We start from the raw sequence: 26,009 nt of genomic DNA on the forward strand, positions 1-26,009 counted from the left end.
ATAGTATGACAAAAATCATAAATAATACATATTACTCTTTAATAGGGCGAGAAATGATTTCAAAAAAAATATCACCCCGGTAGAGTGATATTTTTATATGAAATTTTTATGATGTTTTACCTTAAAAATCCTTCCGCTTCGCAATGCGCCAAATAAAGAAGGTTGGCACTACTACCCAAACAATTAGCATCGCAAAGGAAAGCAACAGTCCAAAACTGGTGCCGAAGAATTTTTGGAATACCGCACCGGTATAGCCCAATAATGCCGAAATGTCGAGTTTTAAAAGTATCAAAACCCGCGACAGATCTACTGGGTTCAGCATGGTTGCGATGAGTGAAAACTTATCCAGCGGATAATCCTCAAAATATAAAAGCGACATCAAAAAGATACCGTCATAAATTACGGCCATGAACAACCAAAGCAGAATGGCATAGCCAAAACCTTTGATTTTGTTTTCATTGGAAAGAGCTATAACGAAAGCCAGTGCGGTGAAAATAAAGGTTAGAAATCCGCCTGTAACTAGCAGAAGTGTAAAATCCCAGATGGCATTGCTGTTAAAAATTCCATAGAAAACAAAAGGGAGGCCCAAACCAATTACCAAGCTCATCGCCAACGAGGTGGCGACTCCAAAATATTGCCCCAAAAAGATGGAGCTCCGTTTTACGGGCTGTGCCAAGAGCAGCTCCGTAAATTCGCGGGAATTGTAATAATACATCACCCCGAAAATAGTGCCGATTAACGGTACCAAAATAATGATTACGTTCATCAGAGTTATCACCGCTTTTGAGAGGTCATTGTTCAAAAACAAGAGCACCACGCCCAGCAGTAAATAGAACAGAAAATATACGTAGCTCCAGCGGCTTCGCATTAAATCGTAAAAACTGTATTTTAGTATCTTAAGCATAACTTGAGGATAAAATGGAGGCTATGGCGTGTTCAAAATCGGGCTGTTCGGTCTTGGTTTTCAGTTCCGTAATGGTTCCCTTAAAGTAGATTTTTCCTTCCAAAAGAAAAACTATCTCGTCGGCAATTTCTTCCACAAAACTCAAAATGTGCGAGGTAACCAAAATGGTTTTTCCCTTTTCCCTTTCCGAAAAAATCAAGTTCTTCAACCGCAGATGCGAGATGGGATCGAGGCCGCTCGTTGGTTCATCGAGAATTATCAGAGGACTGTCAAACATAAACGTAAGCACCAAATTCACTTTCTGTTTTGTGCCGCCCGAAAGGTTTGCCAATTTTTTATTGAGAAAGGGTTGCAACTTGAAAAGCTCAATCAACTCTTCATCCTTGGTAGCTTTTGAATCGCGCAGATCCTTGATCATCGCGATAAGCTCATTCACTTTCAGGTTGCCGGGGAAATTGGCTATTTGCGGTAAATAGTCAATTTCATTTCGGTATTTGAAATTGTTTTTCAACGGTTTTCCATCTACGGAAATCGCTCCGGAATCTGGCAGTACCATTCCCAAAATACATTTGATGAGGGTGGTCTTTCCCGAGCCGTTTGGCCCCAGGACAGAGAAAATTCCACCACGCTCAATATTGAGGTCTATGCCCTTGAGCACTTCGTTCTTGCCAAATTTTTTATGTAAATCCTTAACTTCTATCATGTTTTATGGGCTTCATTTTTGGGTTTTCATCCACCAAATTATCGGGCGTGAAAACGGGGGAAACTTTTTCTGAAAAATCAATAATGTCTATAAAAAGGCTTCGCAATAGAATGATGGTTTCCGGAGTACGGTTAACAATATAGTAAAACAGTTTTACGGGACGGTAAGGCACATCGCCAATTCCGTCCTTATTAAGGTCGTAACCCGTATAATTGCTCCAATAATTATTGTCGAACTCATTGTCGTTTATATTGCTATTATAGGAAATATCGAAAGAGTTGTAAAGAAAGTTGTTCTCTTTAAAGGAATTGGCATAACAAGCACCACGCACCTTTATGGCCCAACCGTTGCTTATAAAATCGTTGTTGTGATAGGTTACCCTGTTGCTGCCCTCAAGATTGATACCTACGGTATTTTCCTTAAAAACATTGTTGGAGATAGTGGCATCGTTTATTTCTTTTAGCAAAAGACCGAATGCTGCGGTGCCCCAGTTCTCCTTAAAGACGTTGTTCTTCATTTCTATAAACTTCGAAAACATCACGGCCACGCCCGCTCCATTGTTCTCAAAAGTATTGTACTCGTAAATATCGTTGTTGCTGAACATAAAGTGCAGCCCATATCGCAGGTTGTTCCGACTGAGATTGTGGCTGATTCTTATATTGTCTGAAAATTCCAAATAAATTCCGTCGCGGACGTTCTGCACGTCGTTACCGCGCACCTCAACGTCATTGCAATACCAAAGCTGGATGCCGTTGCCGGAATTGTATTCGTTAATGGCATCACCTTTTATGGTGTTGTTTAACACTTTTCCGTTGTTGGACCTTTCGAGATAAATTCCGAAGAAAAGTTTCTCGAGCTGAAGATTTTGGATGAGATACCCATTCTTTTTAATTACGCGAATGGCGGCGTAATCTGAAGTGTAGCTGGTGCCGACATTTATAATTTTGAAACCGTCCACCGTAACGTTGTCGGCCACTATCTTAATGATTTCACCTTTGTCCTCTCCGTCGATGGTTGGCAGGTTTTCGCCGAGTAGAATAATGCTTTTGTCCACTATAATATTTACTTCCTTGTAAATTCCCTTTTTCACCAAAACGGTGTCGCCATCTGAGGCTTGGTTTATACCTTCCTGAATTGTTTTAGCCTCACAGGTACTGCAAACGGTTATGGTCTTGCCCATAGCGGCAGCGGTTGCAAAAAGCAAAATAACCAGCGTAAATATGTGAAGTGTTTTTTTCAAAATAGTTTCAAAATTTGGCAATACCGGAGCATTTGCCGTGAACGGGTTTTATAAAAATAACGGAAGATACTGAATTTAAAGGAAACGGAACAAGTTGAAAAAAGTTCCGCGCAATAGACGGACTGTTAGATTCCAGCAAGTTTCTTCGGGGAATCAAGTTTTGAAGAAACTCGCTGACATCCTAACTTTACTAATTGTTATTGCTTTAAGTGAATTTGGATTTCTTCCCAAGAGAAAAGTTCTCCCGTGAATTTTTCCTGTGCTTTTTGTCCAGAATTTTCATTTTCAAAAGCCGAAAGGTTCGCACCCATCGGGCTCGCAATCTGATCGCTCACAAGGTAGGAAGCCATTGTGGCGTCCATCAATTGTCCGGGTTGGTTGAAATCTGCAACCAGATACAGTGCCATTTCGGTGTCTTTCATCTCATCCTGTAAGGAATGGACCATACACTCTATGGCGTCATATTTATAGGCCTTGCCTTTTGTGGTTACCAACTGAGCGGAATGTTGCCTATCCACGATTGTCATATTACAGTAATGGCAGGCATCTGTTCCGTACTCTATCTGTTGCGGGCTTATATTGCACGAAACCAAGATTGAAGAAAAGATTATACCCAAGAAAATGAAATATTTCATAATACTATTGTTTTAGTGCTGAATTTTTTAAGCTTTTTTATATTCCTTTTTTCCAACAAAAAAGGCTACTACGGTAAGCATCATTCCCGCAAAGATCATATAGGCACCTGTTCCTGGCCACGAATCCACATCAAAATTCAGCATTTTTTGATACCCTAATAAGGGTGGTTTGTAGGTCATTGGTGTGCCATCGGGATTCAAAAGTTTCATGATTGCTTTTGGATCTAGATCGGTTCCGTATTCCAAAAGCCATTGGTTAAAATCGTACATTCCTAAAATGCCCAATACAGACATTAAAACGAACCAGCCAAGGAACCATTTATAACTGATTTTTCCGAAGAAACCCAGTATTCCTATAATTACACCCAGAGCGACCATCGCGCCTATTACGATAGGAAAGACTTCAAATTCCCACATATCCTCTGCTTTTGGGATGGTCTTCATTCCGATATAATGGTTTAGGCCATCAATGTTCTGAATGTCAAATTCCTTTACACCTTCTATTCCTTCAATATAAATATCCATTCCCAGCGGTTCGGGATATTGGGGGGCGCCCAGCATAATATTCCACAATGGAAATTTAAAGAGACCCAATAGCAGCAAGGAGCCAATTATCATTATTATTCCTGCTTTTTTCATTTTTTTGAATTTTAAATCTTAAACGTCCGTGCGGTTGGTTTTTCGGTTTAAGCATTTGTGCAGATAGTGCGATGCTGATTTTATATTGAATGGAAGTAAGACTGCTTCGTCAATTTTTTTTAAAAGACGGGGGAAATCAACAACCCCCGTCTTTCCTTTGAAAATACTATCAATCACTAATCTAGTATTTCCACAACTAAAAACTTCTTAATTAATCTTCACCTAAGGACCAACTCAGTTCCATATTGGAATTTGCCGGGCTTACGCGAACATATCCTTGCATTTCCTGGTGAAGTGCAGAACAGAAATCTGTACAATAGAACGGCCATACTCCCACCTGTTTTGGTTCCCAAACCAAGGTTTTGGTCTGTCCAGGCATTATCAACAATTCAGCGTTATTTGCGCCTATCATTGCAAACCCGTGAGGTACATCAAAATCCTGTTCGTGGTTTGTTATGTGGAAGAATACCTTGTCCCCTACTTTTACGCCCTCAATGTTGTCTGGGGTAAAGTGGCTACGGATGGTAGTCATATAAACGTGAACCTCGTTGCCCTTGCGCTCTACACGAGCATCAGCTTCAGAAAGTGTGGCGTATGGGTTTTTATTGTCTGCCAATTTGTAAAACTGTTTAGAGTTTTTCTTCAGGATGTCTGCTGGAATACCGGCAGCGTAGTGTGGCTCTCCGTGCGTTGGGAAATCCAGCAACAGTTCCATTTTGTCGCCTGAAATATCAAACAACTGTGCGGAGTGCTCTAATTCTGGTCCTGTAGGCAAGTAACGGTCTTTTGTAATCTTGTTCATTGCAACAAAATACTTTCCAAATGGCTCCCGCGAGTTTCCACCGGGGATCATCCCGTGACCTACGGAGTAGAAAACTGGCTGGCGGTCCAATACCTCCCAAGTTCCGAGTTTCCATTTTACAACTTCAGAAGAGATAAAGAAAGTGGTATAAGCATTTCCTTTGCCGTCAAACTCAGTGTGCAATGGGCCTAAGCCTGGCTGCTTCACGGTACCTGCAAGTACGTCCTCAAATTTCAAGATTGGAATGCCGTAAGCTTCGCCGTCAAATTTCTTGTTTTCGATAGCATCAAGCATTTTGGTGAAAGAGTGTACTGTAAGGTCGGCAGAAAGTTTACCGTTACCAATTATATATTCTCCTGTTGGATCTACGTCGCAACCGTGTGGAGATTTTGGTGTTGGCAAAAAGAATACCGCACCGGGAACCTTGGTAGGATCTACGGTCAACACCTCTTTTTCCAAAGTGCTTGTGGCCAAGTGTGTGTCGTGATCGTAAACGTTGTGAGCGTAGTTGGCAGGCATTTTAGTTCCTCCTCCGTTATTCACATAGTCTTCAATTACCTTCCAGTTTACGGCGGCAATGAAATCTTTATCATTTTGTGATGAATTTACCTCCATCAATGTATTCGCTTCTTCAGTGTTATAGGTAGTAAAGAAGAACCAACCGTGGGATTTATCACGTCCAGGGTGCGAAAGGTCATAGTTAAAACCGGGCATCATCAATTGGAACTTAATACCCATACGGCCAGTTTCCTGATCAACGCTAATGAAAGATAGCGCTCCCTTAAAGTTTCCTTTGTAATCTTTAATCGGCATATCGCGTTGTGGTACCGGCACTGAGAAACGGGTTCCGGCTACAACGTATTCTGTATTTTCAGTAATGAAGGAAGAACTGTGGTTACCTGCACTGTTTGGCAACTCAATAATTTCTACGGTTTCAAAAGTTTCCAAATCAATACGGGCGATACGTGGAGTATTGTTACCGTTGATAAAAATCCATCGGCCGTCCAGTTTACCACCAGTCTGTGAAATATCGGGGTGGTGGGAATCGTCCCAAGGCACAAACCCGAATGATGTATTAAACATAGGCTTTGTTTCCTCAGAATATCCGTAACCACTGGTTGGGAATTGCGAGAATACCGGAATCTCCTTGAACATACGTCCAGAAGGAAGTCCATAAACCGTTAAGTTACCGCTATACCCTCCAGAGAAGAACGCGTAGTACTCATCGTGCTCGCCCGGGGCTACGTAAACTTTTTCAGCGGCATTGGTGGCCAGACCGCCTTGCCCCTTACTGCCTTTTTTGTTTTCACCATTATTACAGCTCACCAAACCGGCAACCATAACAAGGGAAACTAAAATATTAATTGCTTTTTTCATTTTTCTATTGTTTTAATTTAAGTTTTTCGATTGTTTAGTTTGCAGGCAAGATTACCTTATCAACTACGTGTATAATTCCGTTACCGGCGGGCACGCTCGCTATAATCTTAGCGCCTCCCACATATACGTCATCTCCTTTTGTCTCCACGGTTACGTCCTGACCTCCAGCTTGCCCCAATTTTTTAAACTTTTTCAAAAAGTCTTTGGAGTAGTTGCCTGGCGTAACGTGATTTTTCAAGATAGCGGCAAGTTGATCCTTATTTTCAGGCTTAAGCAAATTCTCAACAGTTCCCGCAGGAAGTGCCTCAAAAGCAGCATTTGTAGGTGCAAAGACCATTAACGGACCTGCGTTTACCAAAGCATTTTCCAAGTTGGCTGCCTGTACCGCTGCCACAAGTGTGGTGTGGTCTGGAGAGTCAATGGCTATCTGAAGAATATTGGGCGTAGATTCATCATCTTCTATAAAGGCCTGACCTTGTCGTTCAGAAGTGGAATTGGCAGTTGCGGAATTTTCTACAACGGTTGCATCCCCTTCGGTTTTAGTTTCGTTTTTGCAAGCTGAAAACACGAGCATTGCAGCTGAAACAAATAGCAGTTTAATTGTTGTTTTCATTTTGATCTTGGTTTTTAACCCTTGCAGGACCGTAAGCCCTGCAAGGGGGTCGGTTGTTTAAGTATATATATTAAAGAGTTCTAAAATATTCCAATACTTGTCTTGCCTCTTCCTCCGTCAAATTTTGGTTGGCCATTGGGGATCCGTTGAATTCTATCAAAAGTGCTTTTGCCAGTGGGTCATTTTTGGTCATTTCCTCAGGATTTAGGATCATGTTCATAATCCACTCTGGGGTACGTCTTTCCAAAATGCCTGTTGGGGCAGGACCAATGAATTTTTTGTCCGGTTTATGGCAGGCCATACATTTTGTCTTGTAAACCTCCATTCCCTTTGCTGCCATCGCTTGATCAATTTCAGCGGGAAGTTCTAAATTCTTAATAGGCCCAATTCCCTTGTTGGTAAGATCCACCGTTTCTGATGGTTTTACATCAGATGCGGCATTGGTAGTTTCAGTAGAAGCTTCGGTTGCCGCTGGTTTCTGTCCAATTTGGATATCATTGCTTTTCTTTTCTTCTTTTCCGCCACAGCTTATCAAGGTTACGATTGCAATTGCGGCTAGTGATTTCATTATAATTTTCATAGTTGTTTGAATTAATTTATGGGACAAAATTACCATTCAGATGACAGATAGAATATGACTTTTATCATAAACGAGATGTTTTTATCTCTTATTTTTTCAATTGAAATAGCTTGTCAAATAAACGCTTTCCGAGCACAAAGATGCGCGCTTTTAATTCCTTAGATTATGAGGAAAATCATTTTACTCTCAATTCATAATAAGTAGTTTTGATGAAATTCAATAAGATGAAAAATATACTCCTACCGACGGATTTTTCTGGTAATTCCAAAAATGCCATTCAGTATGCCTTGAAATTTTTTGAAGGTGAAAATTGTACCTTTCACATTCTCAATTCTCAAAAACCCACCGGTTATATAACCGCCGATGTGCTTTATGGCGCTCCGGGCACTTCTATTTATGAAGGTATTTTAAACGACAATAAAAAGGCGCTGGAAAATATGGTTCAGTTCTGTGAATCAAATTCCGAAAAGGAAAATTTCACTTTTATTCCAAAACTGGATTTTGACAATATTGTGGATGCCATCAATCAGGCAGTGGCGCTAAATAATATTGAATTAATTGTCATGGGGTCTAACGGCGCTACCGGCGCCGCAGAGGTTCTCTTTGGAAGCAATACGCTAAAAGTTATCCGGAACGTAGATTGTCCCGTTCTTATAGTTCCCGAAGACTATACTTTTGAAAATATTGAAGCTGTCCTGCTGTCATTAAATTATCAAAATGAAGTTTCAAAAGAATCGGTTTCTTTAATTACGGAAATAGTCAAAAAGAATGGAGCTTCACTTAAAATCCTTGAAATTGAAGAGGAGGATATTCAACTTGCCGCCCAAACGAACCAACCAGAGCGCTCATTTAAAGGGTTAAACTTAGAACAATATAGCATTAAGAATATTCCGGCCTCAGTGGCCATCAACGCCTTTGAACAGTTAATTCCAGTGCAGCTGCACGCTATGATCGTGGAACGCAAAAGTTTTTTGGATCGGTTTATCTTTGGTTCCGAAACCTCAAAAATCAGTTATGGGTCGCCCATTCCGCTACTAGTACTTCATCATTAAAAAACCTCTGGGCTATTTTATAATCAAAAGGTTGTTTCTTTTTAATGCTTGTATCAACGTCCGAACATAATCGCGAATGGAGGCAGTGGCTGCTGGAGGATCAACTATGTCAATTTTTCCGCGCCAAATTAAATCGCGCTCTTTCCCCGGACAAAGGCAATACAACGAAGTTTCGGTATTATAAACAGGATATTCTTCTAGTTGCTCGCTGGCCGACACCGGTTTGTTCTCGCTGTAGTAATCGCTGAAAGATTCAAAAGATCTTGCAATATTTCGGTACGATTGCGCCATAGTAACCTTGCTCTCCTGCCCCGTAACCTTTGAAAAAAGCACCGCATCGAAGCCTGCATCTATAAGCTGTTTCTCTAGATTGGCCAAGTTTTCCTCAGACTGGTTAATTTCATGCACAGGTTCCTCAAAATAATCCACACTCTTTATGGCAATAACATCTTCGGCCTCAAGCGCTTGTTGCAAGCTGTACTCAAACTGGCGCTGCAGCCCGCCATGTGGGGTCAATCCCACAACCAAAACCTTGTTTGCCTGAAAATTGGGAGTTTCCGCATTAATATATTCATCCACCAAACGGCTACTGGAGCAATTGGCAAATAAAAAGATGATAACCAAAAAGGCAAATAGTCTTGTCATATATATTAATTAATCGAGGCTAGCACTTAAGCAAACCGTATGTAAAGATACATTTCTACTTTTCAAATTCCGTCAGTTTTTAAAAGATGAAATAAAACTACCCAATTCCATCCTGCCAAATATGATAAATGTCACTCTTTCGAGGAAGGATTTATGAATTCCAACTAAAAAGATGGGTATAAAGATAAATTTTCTATCTTTGTTAACCAAATGGTTAAACCATAAAGTTGAAATATGGCAAAGACAAATAAAAATCAGGACACCGAAGGGCAAATCTTAAATGCCGCCAAAAACGTTTTTCAGAAAAAGGGAATGGACGGCGCCCGTATGCAGGAAATTGCTGATGCGGCAGGCATCAATAAAGCAATGCTGCACTATTATTACCGAAGCAAACAATTGCTTTTTGAAGCGGTTTTCAGCAATGCCTTTTCCCTTTTGGCACCACAGCTCAACAAAATTCTGAACGATGATTCCTCGATTGAAGAGAAGGTAAAAAACTTCACAAGCAACTATATTTCGTTTATTTCGAAGCATCCCTACCTGCCCAATTTCATCATCCAGGAACTGAACCGCAACCCCAAGTTTTTTGAAAAAATCCAAAAAAGTGCAGCCTTTCCTACACTTGAAAAATTCAAAAGTCAGGTTGATGAAGAAGTTGAAAAAGGCATCCTGAAACCCATCGATGGCGAGCAACTTTTTATCAATATTATTTCCCTGAATATCTTTCCTTTCGTGGCAACTCCTTTAATAAAAGGGTTTTTAAAAATTGACGACAAGGGCTTTAAACAGTTGATGGAACGGCGCAAGACCGAGGTTGCTGGGTTTATTATCAATTCAATAAAAAAGTAAAAATGAAAAGGCTTTTGTTCATACTTCTCAGTTTCGGCCCGCTACTTGTTTCGGCCCAGCAAGTATTGACTTTGGAGGAATGCTACGCCCTTGCCAGAAAAAATTATCCTCTGGCCAGGCAAACCGCTTTATTGGAAGAAAAAACACAGTCTGAAATTGCAATCTTGGAGAAAGGAAAACTTCCCAAATTGGATTTTAACGCGCAGGCAACCTATCAATCTGATGTGATTGAATTTCCCTTTCAAATTCCAAATTCAACCGTTGAGCCTCCAAACAAAGACCAATATCGCGCCACGCTGGACGCCAACCAATTAATTTATAACGGCGGAAATATCGCGGCAAACACAAAATTAAAAACCGCAGAACTTGCGGCACAGCAACAGCAGGTCGTTGTAAATCTTTATACCTTAAAGTCGCGTATCAACCAAAATTATTTCAGCGTTTTGCTCTTTCAGGAACAGGAAAAATTGCTCCTTTCAAAGATGGAACAGCTTGATGCACGGTTAAAGGAAGTAAGCGCCGGCGTGAAATACGGCGCGGTCCTTCCCGCTTCCGAACAACTGTTGAAAGCGGAACAGCTCAAGTTAGAGCAACAACTTTCGCAGATTAATTTCGATAAACAAAAAGCCTTGAAAAACCTATCGTTATTGGTCTTTCAGGATTTGGACAGCAACACCACTTTGGCCAAGCCCTCTATTTTCATTGCCCCCGAAATGGAGTCGCAGCGACCCGAACTGGAGCTTTTCAATCTGCAGGAAAAGCAACTGGAAACTTCAAAAGAAGTTATTTCTAAAAGCAACTTCCCAAAATTGTTGGGGTTTGCACAGGCTGGCTACGGCAATCCGGGACTGAATATGTTGGACAATTCCTTTCAGGATTTTTATATGATCGGGTTGAAACTGAACTGGAACATTTTTGATTGGGGAAAAACCAAGGAACAAAAAAAAGCCGTCGATATTTCAAAGGAAATAGTTTTCACTGAAAAAGAAACCTTTTTGCTGAACAACGAAATGCAGCAGAAAGAGGCTGAGAACGATATCGATAAATACGCGGCCATGCTGCTGAAAGACTCCGAAATTATTGGGCTGCGCGAAAAAGTATTGGAGGCCACCACTTCGCAATTACAAAATGGCGCCATCACTTCTTCAGAATACATTACAGAATTGAACAATCTTTATGAAGCAAAAATTGACCAACAATTGCACGAGTTACAACTGGCGCTGGCGAAGGCAAATTATAAAGTAATTAAAGGGGGATAATAAGATGACCACGAATTCACGAATATTCTATGGAAACAGGACTGAAGGGAAACAGGACTTCCTAAGAAAATGAAATCATTTTATAAACCTGCGGATAGGTTAAATTACAATAAATAGATTGATGCGAAACACAAAAAAATATTCGTGAACCTGCCTGCCCGGAGGTTACTGAGCGTAGTCGAAGTACAGGCAGGTTCGTGGTAAAAATAAAACACAATGAAAAAGCAATATTTTCTACTATCAACATTCCTTTTAGGAACGCTTCTCTCCTGCTCCAACGGTGAAAAAGCCGATGGCTACGGCAATTTTGAAGCAACTGAAATCACAATCTCTTCCGAAGCAAACGGAAAACTGGAATATCTGAACGTGGAGGAAGGACAGGTTCTCGAAAAAGGAACCGCGGTAGGCCTTGTTGATACCCTTCAACTTTATTTGAACAAGCAACAACTGCTTGCCCAAAAAGAAACGGTGGCATCAAAATCGGGAGGCGTTTGGTCGCAAGTAAGCGTTTTGAACGAGCAATTGCAGACCGCAAAAACCGAGCAGGAACGCATCCAAAATATGTTTGCCGAAAACGCTGCCACCCAGCGCCAATTGGACCAGGCCAACAGCCAGGTGGACGTATTGAAAAAACAGATAAAAAACGTGGAGACCCAAAATGCGCCCATCGTAAACGAGGTGAAATCAATAGACGCCAAAGTGGCGCAAATTGAAGAGCAGATTGCCAAAAGCAAAATCACAAACCCGATAAAGGGCACGGTCCTGACCAAATATGCCGAGCCGGGAGAGATGGTCTCCTTTGGAAAACCACTGTACAAAATCGCCGATTTGGAAGAAATGACCCTGCGTGTTTACGTAAGCGAAACGCAGCTCCCAAACATTAAAATTGGACAAGAAGTAACCGTAAAAATTGATTCCGGTGAAGAAATGAAAGATTACCAAGGAACCATAAGTTGGATTTCGGCTTCGGCAGAGTTCACCCCCAAAATAATCCAAACCAAAGAGGAACGAGTAAATTTGGTTTATGCGGTAAAGGTAACGGTAAAAAACGACGGTAGTCTAAAAATCGGCATGCCGGCAGAGATGTGGATTAATAGTCGGTAGTCGGTAGTCGGTAGTCGGTAGTAAAATGTAAAATTATGGAAACAATTGAATTTATTCTTTATGTCGCTGATCAGGCCCGGAGCGCGGAATTTTACGAAGGACTCCTCAAAACAAGTCCGAGTTTGAACGTGCCGGGGATGACGGAATTCAACCTCTCGGAAACCGTGAAACTGGGGTTGATGCCGGAGAGCGGTATTTCGAATATTATTTGCCCGGCAATGCCGCATCCCAAAACCGCCAACGGCATCCCGCGGTGCGAATTGTATTTAAAGGTTAAAAACCCCGCTGAATATATACAACGGGCCATCCAATTGGGCGGAAAAAACATCAGTGGCCTGCAGGCGCGCGATTGGGGCGACACCGTAGGATATTTAGCCGATTTGGATGGTCATATAATTGCTTTCGCCAAAACAACAATAAATTCTAAACTATAAACACTAAACATTTACATTATGAAAAAAACAATCTTATCATTAGCAATTCTTTCAGCTTTATTAGTAAGCTGTAACGAAACAAAACACAAGCACGAAAGTACTGACACCGTTGAAACCACTGAAGGAGTCCACGAACATGAAATGGAAGAAATGGCTGCCGAAACCCACACCATGCACAATTCTTGGGTTAACGAAATAAAATTGGACAATGGCAACAAATGGGAAGCCAATCTGGAAACAACTGAAGGGGTGGACAAAATGCTCAATTTGGTTAAAACCAGCGATCCAAAAACCGTGGAAGATTACCATACACTTGCGTCAAAACTGAACGAGGATAAAAATTATGTGGTAAAAAAATGTACCATGGAAGGTCCGTCGCACGACAACCTGCACGTTTTTCTGCATCCACTTATCGAAAAAATTGAGGCTTTAGGAAAGGTTTCAAGCACAGATGAAGGGGCTGAAGTTACAGCAAGCATCAAAGAAAACCTGGAAGGTTATTACAATTATTTTCAATAAATAAAATTTATAAACAATGGAAAAACATCATTATAACGTAGATATTACCTGGCGCGAGGACCGGAAAGGAATGATGTGCTCGCCCGAATTGGCCGAGGGCAATTCGCACCCGGACAATTGCATCGAGGTGGCCACTCCACCCGAATTCCCAAAGGGAATGCCCAATATCTGGTCGCCCGAACATCTTTATACGGCCTCTGTAAGCAGTTGCTTGATGACCACTTTCTTGGCAATTGCCGAAAACTCAAAACTCGAATTTTCGGGCTTTAGTTGCAAATCGAAAGGTATCTTGGAACGCGTAGACGGCAAGTATTTAATGACGGAAGTAATTCTTGAACCCACCGTAACCATTAAAGAGTAAAAGGACCGCGAACGCGCGGAGCGTATCCTCCAAAAATCGGAGGCAGCCTGTTTGATTTCAAATTCAATAAAGTCGAAGGTTACGATGGAAGTGACCATCAAATTTGAAGGTTAAGAGGGAAAAGTTACTGAGTTATTAGTTTACTAAGTTAGTGAATATTCAAAATAACCCATTAACTCAGTTACTCAGTTACTCAGTTACTCAGTAACTCAGTAACTCAATAACCTAATAACTAAATAACACAAAAAAATGGGTATTTCCCTCAGCAATATCAGCAAATCCTATAAAAAGGTAAAAGCGGTTCAGGACATTTCGTTTGATGTGAATCCCGGCGAACTCTTTGGCCTAATCGGGCCCGATGGCGCCGGGAAAACCACCATTTTCAGGATTTTGACCACGCTGTTGATTCCCGATAAAGGTACTGCCACAGTTGCTGGATTTGATGTTGTAAAAGATTTTAAGGCTATTCGCAAGGCCGTAGGCTATATGCCCGGGCGCTTTTCATTGTACCAAGATTTGACGGTGGAGGAAAACCTGACGTTTTTCGCCACTATTTTCGGGACGACGATTGAGGAGAACTACGATCTAATCGAGGATATTTACGTTCAAATAGAACCATTTAAAGATAGGCGCGCAGGAAAACTCTCCGGCGGGATGAAGCAAAAACTCGCCCTTTCCTGCGCCTTGATCCACAAACCGACGGTGCTTTTTTTGGACGAACCCACGACCGGCGTTGACCCGGTTTCGCGAAAGGAATTTTGGGAAATGTTGAAACGCTTGCAAAAAAAGGGAATTACCATATTGGTTTCAACCCCATATATGGACGAAGCGGCATTATGCGATAGAATTGCCTTGATACAGGACGGCGAGATTTTGGAAATCGACACCCCCGAAGCCATTGTAAGCCAATTCCCAAAAACCATTTACAATGTTGGCGCAGATAATATGTACAAATTGATACAGTCGCTGCAACAATACGAGCACGTATATAGCGTCTTTCCGTTTGGCGAATTTGTACACTACACCGACAAGAGGGATTCATTTGAAATGGCCGATTTGCAATCCTATCTGGAAAAAGAAGGCCTAACAGCTATTCACATAGAATCTACCAAAGCAAATATAGAGGATGCCTTTATGGAGTTAGCGCGGTAATGAAAGAAGAAAATGTAATAGAAGTCAATCAATTAACCAAAACATTTGGTGATTTCACAGCTGTAAACACAATCAGTTTTGAAGTCAAAAAAGGTGAAATCTTTGGGTTTTTGGGAGCGAACGGCGCAGGAAAAACCACGGCTATGAAAATGCTTATAGGAATCTCAAAGCCTTGCTCGGGTGAAGCTACTGTTGCGGGTTTTGATGTGTATTCCCAGCCGGAATCCATCAAGAAGAACATTGGCTACATGAGCCAGAAATTTGCTCTTTACGACGATTTAACCGTAAAGGAAAACATCACATTCTTTGGAGGCATCTATGGGTTGCCGAGAAAAAAAATAAGGGAGAAAAGGGAGCATTTGATTTCGGAATTGGGCTTGGAAAACATCAGCAACAAATTGGTGGGCTCCCTACCCTTGGGTTGGAAACAAAAGCTGTCGTTTTCGGTTTCGCTTTTGCACGACCCCAAGATTGTTTTTTTGGATGAGCCCACGGGCGGTGTGGACCCCATTACCCGAAGACAGTTTTGGGAAATGATCTATAAAGCCGCCGACCAAGGCACGACCATTTTCGTAACCACGCATTACATGGACGAGGCCGAATACTGCGACCGCGTTTCAATAATGGTGGAAGGAAAAATTGAAGCCCTGGACACGCCGAAGAAACTAAAGGAACAATTTAAAGTTGATTCGATGAACGATGTGTTTTTGAAATTAGCGAGAATCCCATCCCCGACCCTTCCCAAAGGGAAGGGAGAAAATGCCGATTGCAATTAAAAATTAACAACGAAATAAGTTCTCCCCTTTGGGGAGTTAGAGGGGAAAATGAAACGATTTATAGGTTTTATAAAAAAGGAATTTTACCACATCTTTCGGGATAGGCGGTCGTTGTTTATACTTTTCGGGATGCCCATTGCGCAGATTTTGCTTTTTGGCTTCGCCATTACCAATGAAATAAACAATGTGGATATCGCCATTTTGGACCATTCAAAAGATGCTTCAACCGAAGAGATCATCAATAAGATTTCAGCTTCAAAATATTTCACCGTAAAACAGATCCTGACCCGGGAAGCCGATATAGAGACCGCTTTCAAAAAAGGAAAAATAAAAGCGGTATTGAATTTTGAAAAAAATTTCAGTAAAAATTTAATCAAAGAACAGAAAGCTACCATTCAAATAATAACTGACGCCACCGACCCTAATACGGCCAATTCCATCACCAATTACATCAATGCGATACTTCAAAATTATCAGCAGGAAAAAAATGGGGCGATAGTTGTGGAGTATCAGATAATTCCGCAGACACGGATGGTTTACAACCCGGAACTCAAAAGTGTGTTTATGTTCGTCCCCGGCGTGATGACAATTATTTTGATGTTGGTTTCGGCTATGATGACCTCCATCTCCATCACCCGTGAAAAGGAATTGGGCACCATGGAGATTCTTTTGGTTTCACCCTTAAAACCTTTTCAGGTTATTATCGGGAAAGTGGTGCCGTACATTTTCCTATCGGTTATAAATGCAGCGGTCATCGTGCTTTTGAGCATTTTCATCTTTAAGATGCCATTGCAGGGCAGTTTGATTTTACTCGGCCTGGAGAGTGTGCTGTTTATTATCACTTCCCTTGCTTTGGGAATATTAATCTCCACCATCGCGGAAACGCAGCAATCGGCCATGATGATTTCGCTGATGGGCTTGATGCTGCCCGTGATATTACTTTCCGGGTTTATTTTCCCCATTTCGAGCATGCCGGTGGCCCTTCAGGTAATCAGCAACATCATTCCCGCTAAATGGTTTATCATCATCATTAAAGGCATTATGCTAAAAGGGGTGGGAATGGCCTTTATTTGGAAGGAAACGCTGATCTTGATGGGGATGACGCTTTTCTTTATTGGCTTGAGTGTAAAGAAATATAAAATACGGCTGGAATAATGAAGACCATCGGCTACATAATACAAAAGGAATTCAAGCAGATTTTTAGAAATAAAGGGATGTTGCCTATCATATTTATCCTTCCGATTTTGCAGCTCGTTATTCTCTCCAATGCGGCCACCTACGAGGTGAAAAACATCAAGTTTGCGTACATAGATTACGACCGCACCTCAACCTCCCGCGCGCTGATTGAGAAATTTAACGCCTCTACCTTTTTCAACGTTCTGACCGATTTTCCCTCGCAGGAAAAAGCCAGTGCCGCAATGCTTTCGGGCGAAGTGGATGTGGTAATGGTAATTCCGAACCATTTTGAAAGAAATCTGTTAAAGGAAAAAAACGCCAATCTCTCTATAACCATAAACGCCATCGATGGCGCGGCGGCCGGTGTGGAAAGTGCTTATGTAAACCAAATTGTGCAAAGTTTTAATAAAGATGTAAAAATGAATTTTAGGAATACATCAAAAAAAATTGCACAGCCCGTCACCATTGAGAGTATCCCTTCCTTTTGGTATAATACCACTTTGAATTATAAAACTTTTATGGTACCGGGGATTTTGGTTTTGTTGGTAACGATGATAACCCTGTTTCTCTCCGGAATGAACATCGTTCGCGAAAAGGAGATAGGCACTTTGGAGCAAATAAATGTAACGCCCATTCGCAAAAGTCAGTTTATTATCGGTAAACTTTTTCCGTTTTGGATTATTGGAATGGGGCTGCTGACCATAGGCTTGATACTTGCAAAGACAATTTTCAATATCCCAATGGAAGGAAGTATTGTTTTGCTCTACGCATACACTTCCATATATATTTTAGTGATCCTTGGAATGGGCTTGCTCATTTCAAATTTCACAGACACCCAGCAACAGGCAATGTTCATCGCTTGGTTTTTTGTCGTGATCTTTATTTTGATGAGTGGTTTGTTTACGCCAATAGAAAGCATGCCGAAATGGGCACAGATCGTTACCGAATTCAACCCTATAAAATATTTTGTCGAGATCGTGCGGATGGTTCTGCTGAAAGGATCCGGCTTGGGCGACATTTTGCCACAACTGTTGAAGACGCTGCTTTTTGCAATACTTATGAACGTATTGGCGGTTTGGAGTTATAGAAAGGTGAATTAAAAAGCCTTAAACCAAAATTTCCCTTATTTCATACAACTTCGGAATAGTTACTTTCCAACCATAACTATCCCGCAATTTAACCCGCAGGGCATCCTGGGCCGTGGGTTCCCCGTGAATAAGGAATGTTTCCTCGGGTATGTTCTTTATATTGCTCGCCCAATCCAAAAGACCCTGCTGGTCTGCATGTGCGGAAAGGCTTTCTATGTGATGTATTTCGGCATTTACCGGATAATATTTTCCAAAGAATTTCAATTCATGGGCACCTTCCAAAAGTTTTCTGCCGCGCGTTCCTTCGGCTTGGTAGCCTACCAGTAAAACGGTTGTGTTCGGTTTGTCAATCAGCTGCTTTAAATAGGTTAAAACCCTTCCGCCAGTAACCATTCCGCTCCCCGCGATCACCACTTTTGGCTGCGGATTGTCAATGGTTTCCCAAGTTTCTTTATAGGAAGTAATTATGTTCATCCGATTGTTCATTGCGTTGAAATCTTTCATCGGCAGTTTGTGCCAATCCGGAAAATTTTGAAATACCGAAAGCACGTTGTTGCCCATCGGACTATCAATAAATATGGGGATGTTCGGAATACGGTTTTCATCGTACAGCTTCCAAAGCAAAAACATAAGCGTCTGTAAGCGTTCCACGGCAAAAGAAGGAATTATCAAATTGCCACGGTTGTGAATGGTTTTGGTGATGAGCTCCACCAATTTATCTGAAACGCTTTCCTGCGGATGATTTTTGTTTCCGTAGGTACTTTCCATAAAAAGATAATCCGCCCACTCCGGTTTTTCGGGTGGATAAAGCAGTAAATCGTGCTCCCTGCCAATATCTCCGGAAAAGACGAAAGTTTTGCCAAAAATTTCCAGCTCGATAAAAGTTGCTCCGATAATATGCCCGTTATACTTGAAACGATATTTGATGTTTTCCGAAAGTTCAAACCATTCATCTCTTGCGTTAGTTTGAAAAAATCCCAGAGTCGCTTCGGCTTCCTGCACGCTATAAAACGGTTCGGCGGGTTTGTGCTTTGAATATCCTTCCTCATTGGCTTTTTCGGCTTCCTCCTCGTGGATTTTAGCACTGTCCAACAGGATTATTTTTGTAATTGCAAGCGTTGGCGCAGTCCCTATAATTTTTCCACGGAAACCATGCTTTACCAATCGCGGCAAATAACCCGTATGGTCCAAATGGCCGTGGGTGAGCAGTACTACATCTATTTCTGAAACATCAATTGGCAGTTGTTCCCAGTTTTTTTCACGCAGCTCTTTTAGACCTTGGAACATACCGCAGTCTATCAATAAATTCTTTTCCGAAGTTTTAATTAGAAACTTTGAACCTGTTACGGTTCCCGCAGCTCCGAGGAAATGTATTTTTACTTTTTGCATAATCAACTCTTTTGGCACAAAATGTTTATTTCCTCCAAAATCCGTGCTTTCCGCTTTTCCGAAACTCCCAAATGGTCGAGATAAAATTGGTCGTCTATCAACTGTTTGCAAAGCACCACATCGCGACTGAGGAGAAATTGCTTTTCGCGCTGACTGAGCAAGGTAGAAACGGTTACTGGATAAAGCCCCAAACGGTCTATGCGGTCCTTGATGCCGTTATCTTTCGGGAAATCCCAACTTAAAAGGTAAAGGCCCACACATTTGCCGTAGGTCAAAGCGTCTTCGGTGAATCGGGTATTGGTGACCACCCAGCCTTCATTTGGCTTTTCCTCCTTGTTGCCGTCACCGTAATTGTTGAGGATATCACCATAACGGGAATGTATATAGAGCGGCACCTTTACATTGCAATTTCGCCCTTCATCACTGTGGAACTTACATTCGGCTACTATATATTGGCCGTTTTTGTGCGCTACCACATCTACCTCGTGGGTTACGCACTTACCGTTCAAAAATTGGCCCGTCTTTACATCATAACCGCTGTAATATAGGATGGCGCCCACAAACTTCTCAAATGGAAATCCCGTGGGACCCAACTCATAAATTGCTTTCTTCAACTTGTATTTTGAAGCATAGCCTTTTTTCTTTTTCTTCAGAAGTGCAAAGGCGCGATTGTAGATTTCCTTGGTTGAAATACCCTGGTAAAGCTCATCGCGGACGTTATTGGCTATTTCGTTGACTAAGGCTTCCTCTGCGCCGCTTTTCCGAAGGGAATTTTTCAGTTTTTCAATTGAAAATATGGCCCGTTCACCCGAATGCTTTAATACTTCAATGGCATTGTTCTTCATAATTGGGGTTAGTTTCTGGTATCGTGGAGTGCTAGGATGGGTACTTTGGAGTGGACGCCGAGACTTTTAACCAACGGATTTGAAAAAACACTGCCAAAGAACCAATGCTTTCTGTTCACAAAAGCTATCATCCCGCTATCTTGCTGGTCTGCGAAGGACAGCACGCCCTCCTTTACGCCCTTATGTTCAAGCCAGTGGTAGGTATATTTTACTTCGCTGAAATGGTTTTCCAATTCCTTCCGATTGTTCCTTTGCCTTTCCGAAAGGTCCTTCTCCTTGCCAATGTGCAGGATTTGGATTTGTGAATTTCCGAGCTGCGCAATCTTCACAAAGGTTTTCATTTCCCGCTCGTTAAAATGGGTCTTAAAGTTGGTAGGGAAAACGATGCTGCCTATCTTTTTATAGGAAACATTGGCGGGCACGGCAAGTACGGCACAGCCTCTGATGTTTTCCATTACGTTTACGGAGTTTCGGCCGTAGGCTACCTTCGTATCGTCTGTTATACCGCGGGTTCCCATAACTATAAGGTCTATTTTATCGCGCATTACCTTTTCTTCCAACAACTCGATAAGGGTTCCAAATTTGTGGTCGAAATAAACGGTATGTTTCGGATTGTCTGCCAGTAAGCCCACCTTCTTTTTCAACCATTCCATTCTTTCGCCCGAAAGCCTTGCCGCCCTATCATAATCAGCCGGTTCGGGTTCAGGAAACAACACGTTGCCCTTGGCCGAACGCGCTAAAAAATAGGAATGGAAAATGTGAAACGTACAATCTTCCTCCGCAAAAAGCTCGAACGCATAAACAATGGCATTGAAGGCACTTTTTGAATAATCGGTAGGGATTAAAACTTGCTTTTGCATAACCAACTTTTTTGTTTTGATTCACATAAAATTTTTATAAGGACTCAATTTCTCAAATCGTGCATCGCCAGCAACGGTACATTGGCGTGCTTTCCGAGTTCTTTGACCATGGGGTTGGAAAAAACACTCCCAAAGAAATTGTGCTTTTTGTTCACAATGGCAATCATCTCGCTCTGTCGGCTCTGTACAAAACAGCGCACCCCGTCATTTATGTCAACGTCGTAGAGCGTATGGTGGGTAAAACTGGCGGCTTCCAAAATTTTCTCCAGCAACGCCTTATTTTCCTGCTGTGCTCTGGTCAAGCCTTTATTGTTCTGAATATGTAAGATACGGATTGGGGAATTGGTACAGCGCGAAATATCTACCAAAGTGGTCAGTTCCCTTTCTTTATAGTGCGTTCTGAAACTTGTGGGGAAAACAATTTCATTCGGGTCCTTGAACAAAACATTTGAAGGAATGGCGAGCACCGGGCAATTCCTGATTTTTTCCATCGCATTTACTGCATTGCTGCCCAAAATCACGGTTTTATTGTCCGTTTCGCCCTGGGTTCCCATAATTACAAGTTCTATATCCTGCTTTTCAACCGTTTTCTTCATTACGTCGAAAAAGGAACCGAATTCACTTAAATAATGAAAGCTATGGCTGTCATTTTCTTCGTAAAAACCCATTTGCACCTTTAGTTTCTCCATGTTTTTCTCCGAAGCTTCCCGAACTTTTTGCAGGGCTTCTTCCGTAGGCTCTGGGCTCAAAAGGTTCTCTTTTGAATACCCGGAAAGATAATAGGTGTGCAGCAGAAAAAATTCCGTAGGTTCCCTTTTATAGAGCTCCATGGCATATTTTATGGCGTTCCAGGCGTTTCTTGAAAAATCTGTGGGAATCAATATTCGCTTTTTCATCTTCTGAAATTTTAATTCTTAATAGGAATTACCAAAGTAGGCGTATGGGTATGCTTCCCTACCCTACTTACCACGGGCTCCCTAAAAAGTTGCTTAAGGAAAGCATGCTTGTGGTACACAAGGGCCAGTAAATCCATATTTCGTCCATCAATAAAGTTATGAAGGGTTTTTGAGATATTTTCCTTTTTCGGAATAAAATGGAACTCGGTATCATATTCCGTAAGGTCATTTTTATAATGTTCCAGATTTTGCTGTTGCAGCACGTCCAAATCGCCTTCCGCACCTACGTGGACCACGTGCAAATTTGAATTGTACTGTCGCACCAACCGAACGATGGGCCGCAGTTTTGAAAGTTGGTAGAAATCGTTAAAATCCGTTGCAAACGCAATGTTTGTGGGAATTACGTAATCAACTTCGCGCGGAACAATGAGCAACGGGCAACCTTCCAACGATTTAGTGATTTTAACCGTCGTGCTCCCCACAAGTACGTCCTCGGCACCCGTGCGGCCCTTGCTGCCCATAACCACGAGGTCTATTCCTTCGGTGGCAACCAATTTATTGATGGTTTTTGACAGGGTTGCCGGCGTGGAAATCACTTCAAATTTGTGTGCAACCTTGGAAGAATCCAGTGTTATTTGATGCACCAATTGCTGGCCGTCCTCATCAGATTGTCGGTACAATTTTTCAATTATATTTTCTGAACGGCCAATATCCACACGGCTCGTTAGCTTCCCCACTTCTTCCCCAAAAGAATGGAGAATGGTTATTTGCAGTGCTTCATCGCTAAAAAGTTTTGTGGCATAAAACAAGGCCGCATAGGCGTTTTTGGAGAAATCGGTTGGAACGAGGATTTTTTTCATTTTCAATATGTAATTAAAAGGTTTATCTCGGTAAATTTTGAAGTACTAAAAAGGGAATGTCAATTTTCAACCCAATCTTTTCAATGGTTGACTGGTAGAGTATGTTTTCCAGATAGGAATGGCGCGTATTGACCATCACCAGCATATCTATGGGGTTTTCAATTATGAAAGTGTTAATGGCCTTGGTAACATTTGTCCCGCCTTTTTGATGGAAATTTATTTGGTTGTCGCAGAAAGCCGCTTCCAAAAAATTCCTGTTATCCTGCTGTCGCAAGGAAAGGGTTGGAAATTTTGAAACGTAGAGAAAATCTACTTTGGTAGCGAAGCATTTGGCAATGGTGCTCACCAGTTTCAGTTCGCGGCGTTTGTAGGGCAACAAATAATCTGTGGGAAACAACAAGTTTTTAGGATGCACATCGCCATAAACGGCAGGAATGGCGAGCACGGGGCATTTCACATATTTTATTACCTGCAGCGTGTTGCTACCGAAGGTTATTTTTTTATCGGCGGTTTCACCTTTGGTGCCCATAACCACCACGTCTATATTCTCCTTTTCTACCCAATCGTTTACCGAATCCACCAACAGGCCAAATTCGGCTATGGTATGCAAGGTATGTTTTGGATTTGGGGAAAAGCTGAGAATCTGTTTTCGGGTTTCCTCAAGATTTTCCTTTGCTTTTTGAAGCGCCTTTTCCTGCAATTCCTCAAAAACAGCATCGGCCAAGCGGGCTTTGTCCTCATACACCGAATCGGAAAAAGCGTGGAGCAAATATATCTCGGTGGGGCCGTGCTTAAATAGCTCAGTAGCGTATTTAATGGCGTTCATTGCATTGTCCGAAAAGTCTGTGGGAATCAATATTTTTCGCATGGTGGTCTGTTTTTGAATGATTACGTAAATATAACCATTACAGTACAGTAAAACTATGATAAATATCAATCAACAGCCTGATTTTTAAGGAATCCTTAAGAGGGCGCAAGCCATTTATTTCGTAATTTAAAACTAAAAGGCTATGAAACTTTCCGCTATCACATATCTCGTACTAACCACATTCGTGCTCGTTACGGTCGCAATTTTTGCGGCTATGGATTTTCCGTTCGGGTGGGTATTTTATTTGACCGTTTTGGGCCAAGCGCTTTTAATATTCTCGGTCTTTAAGGTTTTAAGAGACAGCTATACCACCGATAAGACCTTTAAGGATTTTTATGAAGACCATCCTATTGGCCAAGAGGAATGATTTGGTATTCAGTATTTTGAATTTTGAATTTCAACTCACTCATGGAGCACCAAAAAAGGCACATTCACCGAATAGTTCATCGATTTTACGGCAGGCCGCAATAGTAACCGCTGGATAAGGTTTAAGTTTTTTGCCACGATGGAAACAAGACTGATGTCCCAAGTCTCCACAAAATCCTGTATGCCTATTTCCAAGTCTTTATTTTCCACAAAATGGAAACTGTGCTTTTTATCCTTAAAAAAATAATGTAAAAACCCCTTGTTGTCGGTCTGTGCGGCGGTAAGCCCCGTATTTTGGGCTTTTATATGAAGCACCCTAAGCGGCGAACGATGCAGGTCCAACGTCTCCGAAAGTCTGGTGATTATTTTGTTGCGATAAATGCAGTTGTAATCGGTTAAAAAGGCGATGTTCTTAACGCCGTTAAACTTGGCGTTTTCGGGAATAACGAGAATGGGACATTTCACTTTGGTAATCACATCGCAGGTATTGCTGCCCATTTCCCCGCCATTAATTTTAGTAGTTCCCTTGGTGCCCATCAAAATATAATCGATTTCCTTTTCAATTACATTTTTTCTAATGGCCTCTACCAAGTTAAGGCTTTCGTGAAGGGGGAAAAAGCTATGGGCTGGATTTTGGGAACGGATTTGGAATTTCCTTATTTCTTCCCGCAACGTGGCAGAAGTGCTTTGAACCGTCTGCATTTCAGCATCAAAGTCAGAAAAGAGCTCCTGTTCCTCTTCCTTAGTACTTGTATGTGTGTGCGAAACATGAAGGATATAAAAATTCACCGCAACATCGGAAAAATATGCAAGTGCATACGCAATGGCGTTCTGTGCATTTTCTGAAAAATCCGTCGGGATTAGTATATTTATCATAGCATCATAATCTTACCGACAAAAATATCTTTATGGGTCGGGACAGAAAATGATAAAAATCAGCTTTGGGAAAAAAGAGCTCGGAGTCTCAATCTATATCGCGCAGACTTTCCAAATCTACAATGCGGATGTCGCGGCCCTCAATTTCAATGATGCCATCTTTCTTAAAATCTGAAAGGGTCCTGATAAGGCTTTCCGTAGCAATCCCGGCAGTAGTAGCGAGGTCGTTCCTTGAAATTCGGAGCGGCGCCTCGGGCTTTTTATCCATAATCTCCACAAATTGAAGAATGGTGCTCGCCGTCTTTTTCCGGACTGAACTGTAGGCCATTTTAACCAATTGCTGCTTTATCTCGGAAAGGTTATCGGTTAAAAGGTTCATCAATTCCAAGGAAACATCTTGACTTTTCTTGAGAATATCGCGCACATAGGTTTTTGAAATTCCCACAACCTCCGTTTCTTCCACGGCTGTGGCGGTCTCGTTATAGGGAATGTTATCGTCAAAGGAAGTGAAGCCTAAAAAGTCATCGGCTTTGTAGAGTCCCGTAATAAGTTCCTTTGCATTGGCATCCATCGTATGTGTTTTTACTACGCCTTTCAAAATTAGGAACATACTGTTTGAGTGGTCGCCTTTTCGGTAAATTGTTTCGCCTTTTTTATAGTTGGACACTTCGCCTTCATCACAAAAAAAGTTCTTTAGCTGATTCAGGTTTTGGGGGTTTTCGTCGTCCTCGGCATTGTCCCTTTGCTTATTGCTTTCGCGCATGGCCAGAATACTTGCCTTGGCCAACCTGCTTTCAATGGCGCTCAGCAATTCCTGCTCGTCAAAGGGTTTGGTGAGGTAATCGTCCGCGCCCATGTCCATGCCCTTGCGTATTTCCTTATGCTCCGTTTTTGCGGATAGAAAGATAAAGGGAATATGTTTCGTTTTTTCTTCCAAAGCAACACTCTCAAGTACGCCGTAGCCATCAATTTCCGGCATCATTATGTCGCAAATAATAATGTTCGGGTTTTCGCTTTTAGCCTTTTGAATGCCAATTTTGCCGTTTGGCGCCGTAAAAACCTTGTATCCGGAAAGCTCCAAAAGTTCGGCGGTGTTTTCTCTTAATGCGGTATCGTCTTCAATAAGAAGTATTGTCTTCAT

29 protein-coding genes are annotated in these 26,009 nt (G+C 41.8%); 12 read left to right on the top strand and 17 right to left on the bottom strand.

From position 1 onward, the window contains the following. Positions 1-121: 121 nt before the first annotated feature. The 8 genes from MB09_RS06140 to MB09_RS06175 form a co-directional block, all read right to left on the bottom strand. Positions 122-904 (bottom strand): ABC transporter permease, encoded by a 783-nt coding sequence (locus MB09_RS06140; protein WP_045080008.1) that lies wholly within the window; start codon positions 902-904, stop codon positions 122-124. Continuing rightward, complete coding sequence (locus MB09_RS06145; protein ID WP_045080009.1) at positions 897-1,607, bottom strand: ABC transporter ATP-binding protein; 711 nt, start codon at positions 1,605-1,607, stop codon at positions 897-899. Before MB09_RS06145 ends, MB09_RS06140 begins: the two co-directional genes overlap by 8 nt. Continuing rightward, the gene (locus tag MB09_RS06150) at positions 1,594-2,787 is read right to left on the bottom strand and encodes a nitrous oxide reductase family maturation protein NosD (protein WP_045080182.1); all 1,194 of its coding nucleotides are present in this window, start codon (positions 2,785-2,787) and stop codon (positions 1,594-1,596) included. Before MB09_RS06150 ends, MB09_RS06145 begins: the two co-directional genes overlap by 14 nt. 257 nt (positions 2,788-3,044) lie before the next feature. Further along, positions 3,045-3,482: a nitrous oxide reductase accessory protein NosL gene (locus MB09_RS06155; protein ID WP_045080010.1), complete on the bottom strand. Its 438-nt coding sequence runs from the start codon at positions 3,480-3,482 to the stop codon at positions 3,045-3,047. 27 nt (positions 3,483-3,509) lie between these two features. Next, positions 3,510-4,121: a hypothetical protein gene (locus MB09_RS06160; RefSeq protein ID WP_045080011.1), complete on the bottom strand. Its 612-nt coding sequence runs from the start codon at positions 4,119-4,121 to the stop codon at positions 3,510-3,512. Between the two features lie 211 nt (positions 4,122-4,332). Next, positions 4,333-6,300: a Sec-dependent nitrous-oxide reductase gene (nosZ, locus tag MB09_RS06165; protein ID WP_045080012.1), complete on the bottom strand. Its 1,968-nt coding sequence runs from the start codon at positions 6,298-6,300 to the stop codon at positions 4,333-4,335. Between the two features lie 34 nt (positions 6,301-6,334). After that, entirely contained in the window at positions 6,335-6,913 is a 579-nt protein-coding gene (locus tag MB09_RS06170; protein WP_045080013.1) for a fasciclin domain-containing protein, read from the bottom strand. A 70-nt stretch (positions 6,914-6,983) separates the two neighbouring features. Further along, on the bottom strand, positions 6,984-7,493 hold the full coding sequence (locus MB09_RS06175) for a c-type cytochrome (RefSeq protein ID WP_045080014.1): 510 nt from the start codon (positions 7,491-7,493) through the stop codon (positions 6,984-6,986). A gap of 224 nt (positions 7,494-7,717) precedes the next feature. On the opposite strand from MB09_RS06175, the gene MB09_RS06180 reads away from it, so the two are divergent. Further along, positions 7,718-8,545 (top strand): universal stress protein, encoded by an 828-nt coding sequence (locus MB09_RS06180; protein WP_165586681.1) that lies wholly within the window; start codon positions 7,718-7,720, stop codon positions 8,543-8,545. A gap of 12 nt (positions 8,546-8,557) precedes the next feature. Here the strand turns inward: MB09_RS06180 and MB09_RS06185 are convergent, their stop codons facing one another. Continuing rightward, positions 8,558-9,190: a putative periplasmic lipoprotein gene (locus MB09_RS06185; RefSeq protein WP_131459843.1), complete on the bottom strand. Its 633-nt coding sequence runs from the start codon at positions 9,188-9,190 to the stop codon at positions 8,558-8,560. Between the two features lie 234 nt (positions 9,191-9,424). Between MB09_RS06185 and MB09_RS06190 the strand changes: the two genes are divergently transcribed. The 10 genes from MB09_RS06190 to MB09_RS06235 all read left to right on the top strand — a co-directional run bounded on the left by MB09_RS06190 (position 9,425) and on the right by MB09_RS06235 (position 17,920). Next, entirely contained in the window at positions 9,425-10,039 is a 615-nt protein-coding gene (locus MB09_RS06190) for a TetR/AcrR family transcriptional regulator (RefSeq protein WP_045080017.1), read from the top strand. Between the two features lie 2 nt (positions 10,040-10,041). Continuing rightward, positions 10,042-11,298, top strand: coding sequence for a TolC family protein (locus MB09_RS06195; protein ID WP_045080018.1), 1,257 nt, complete (start codon positions 10,042-10,044; stop codon positions 11,296-11,298). Positions 11,299-11,514: 216 nt separating this feature from the next. Further along, entirely contained in the window at positions 11,515-12,402 is an 888-nt protein-coding gene (locus MB09_RS06200) for an HlyD family secretion protein (RefSeq protein WP_045080019.1), read from the top strand. 35 nt (positions 12,403-12,437) lie between these two features. Continuing rightward, the gene (locus MB09_RS06205) at positions 12,438-12,836 is read left to right on the top strand and encodes a VOC family protein (protein WP_045080020.1); all 399 of its coding nucleotides are present in this window, start codon (positions 12,438-12,440) and stop codon (positions 12,834-12,836) included. Between the two features lie 18 nt (positions 12,837-12,854). Further along, positions 12,855-13,355, top strand: a complete 501-nt coding sequence (locus MB09_RS06210; RefSeq protein WP_045080021.1) for a hypothetical protein — start codon at positions 12,855-12,857, stop codon at positions 13,353-13,355. Positions 13,356-13,371: 16 nt separating this feature from the next. Beyond that, positions 13,372-13,716 (top strand): OsmC family protein, encoded by a 345-nt coding sequence (locus tag MB09_RS06215; protein WP_240484812.1) that lies wholly within the window; start codon positions 13,372-13,374, stop codon positions 13,714-13,716. 249 nt (positions 13,717-13,965) lie between these two features. Next, positions 13,966-14,868, top strand: a complete 903-nt coding sequence (locus tag MB09_RS06220; RefSeq protein ID WP_045080022.1) for an ABC transporter ATP-binding protein — start codon at positions 13,966-13,968, stop codon at positions 14,866-14,868. Continuing rightward, positions 14,868-15,644 (top strand): ABC transporter ATP-binding protein, encoded by a 777-nt coding sequence (locus tag MB09_RS06225; RefSeq protein ID WP_084709048.1) that lies wholly within the window; start codon positions 14,868-14,870, stop codon positions 15,642-15,644. The genes MB09_RS06220 and MB09_RS06225 overlap by 1 nt, the downstream gene beginning before the upstream one ends. A gap of 48 nt (positions 15,645-15,692) precedes the next feature. Next, a complete protein-coding gene (locus MB09_RS06230; RefSeq protein WP_045080023.1) occupies positions 15,693-16,799 on the top strand; it encodes an ABC transporter permease in 1,107 nt (368 codons plus the stop codon). Further along, entirely contained in the window at positions 16,799-17,920 is a 1,122-nt protein-coding gene (locus MB09_RS06235; protein WP_045080024.1) for an ABC transporter permease, read from the top strand. Before MB09_RS06230 ends, MB09_RS06235 begins: the two co-directional genes overlap by 1 nt. A gap of 6 nt (positions 17,921-17,926) precedes the next feature. On the opposite strand, the gene MB09_RS06240 is transcribed toward MB09_RS06235, so the two are convergent. From MB09_RS06240 to MB09_RS06265, 6 genes are read right to left on the bottom strand one after another with little or no spacing between them, the layout of a single operon-like run. Next, the gene (locus tag MB09_RS06240) at positions 17,927-19,297 is read right to left on the bottom strand and encodes an MBL fold metallo-hydrolase RNA specificity domain-containing protein (protein ID WP_045080025.1); all 1,371 of its coding nucleotides are present in this window, start codon (positions 19,295-19,297) and stop codon (positions 17,927-17,929) included. Positions 19,298-19,299: 2 nt separating this feature from the next. Beyond that, the gene (locus MB09_RS06245) at positions 19,300-20,142 is read right to left on the bottom strand and encodes an ATP cone domain-containing protein (RefSeq protein ID WP_045080026.1); all 843 of its coding nucleotides are present in this window, start codon (positions 20,140-20,142) and stop codon (positions 19,300-19,302) included. Positions 20,143-20,150: 8 nt separating this feature from the next. Further along, on the bottom strand, positions 20,151-21,002 hold the full coding sequence (locus MB09_RS06250) for a universal stress protein (protein WP_045080027.1): 852 nt from the start codon (positions 21,000-21,002) through the stop codon (positions 20,151-20,153). Between the two features lie 44 nt (positions 21,003-21,046). After that, positions 21,047-21,898: a universal stress protein gene (locus MB09_RS06255; RefSeq protein ID WP_045080028.1), complete on the bottom strand. Its 852-nt coding sequence runs from the start codon at positions 21,896-21,898 to the stop codon at positions 21,047-21,049. Positions 21,899-21,909: 11 nt separating this feature from the next. Next, on the bottom strand, positions 21,910-22,758 hold the full coding sequence (locus MB09_RS06260) for a universal stress protein (RefSeq protein ID WP_045080029.1): 849 nt from the start codon (positions 22,756-22,758) through the stop codon (positions 21,910-21,912). A gap of 22 nt (positions 22,759-22,780) precedes the next feature. Continuing rightward, positions 22,781-23,626, bottom strand: a complete 846-nt coding sequence (locus tag MB09_RS06265) for a universal stress protein (RefSeq protein WP_045080030.1) — start codon at positions 23,624-23,626, stop codon at positions 22,781-22,783. Between the two features lie 142 nt (positions 23,627-23,768). On the opposite strand from MB09_RS06265, the gene MB09_RS06270 reads away from it, so the two are divergent. Further along, the gene (locus MB09_RS06270) at positions 23,769-23,993 is read left to right on the top strand and encodes a hypothetical protein (RefSeq protein ID WP_045080031.1); all 225 of its coding nucleotides are present in this window, start codon (positions 23,769-23,771) and stop codon (positions 23,991-23,993) included. Positions 23,994-24,028: 35 nt separating this feature from the next. Here the strand turns inward: MB09_RS06270 and MB09_RS06275 are convergent, their stop codons facing one another. Both MB09_RS06275 and MB09_RS06280 read right to left on the bottom strand, forming a co-directional pair. Beyond that, positions 24,029-24,868 carry a universal stress protein gene (locus MB09_RS06275; RefSeq protein WP_045080032.1) on the bottom strand — a complete coding sequence of 280 codons (840 nt, stop codon included), beginning with the start codon at positions 24,866-24,868 and terminating at the stop codon, positions 24,029-24,031. 88 nt (positions 24,869-24,956) lie between these two features. Then, positions 24,957-26,009, bottom strand: a complete 1,053-nt coding sequence (locus tag MB09_RS06280) for a response regulator (protein ID WP_045080033.1) — start codon at positions 26,007-26,009, stop codon at positions 24,957-24,959.

The organism is Aequorivita vladivostokensis (genome assembly GCF_000952855.1).
Taxonomy (GTDB): domain Bacteria; phylum Bacteroidota; class Bacteroidia; order Flavobacteriales; family Flavobacteriaceae; genus Aequorivita; species Aequorivita vladivostokensis.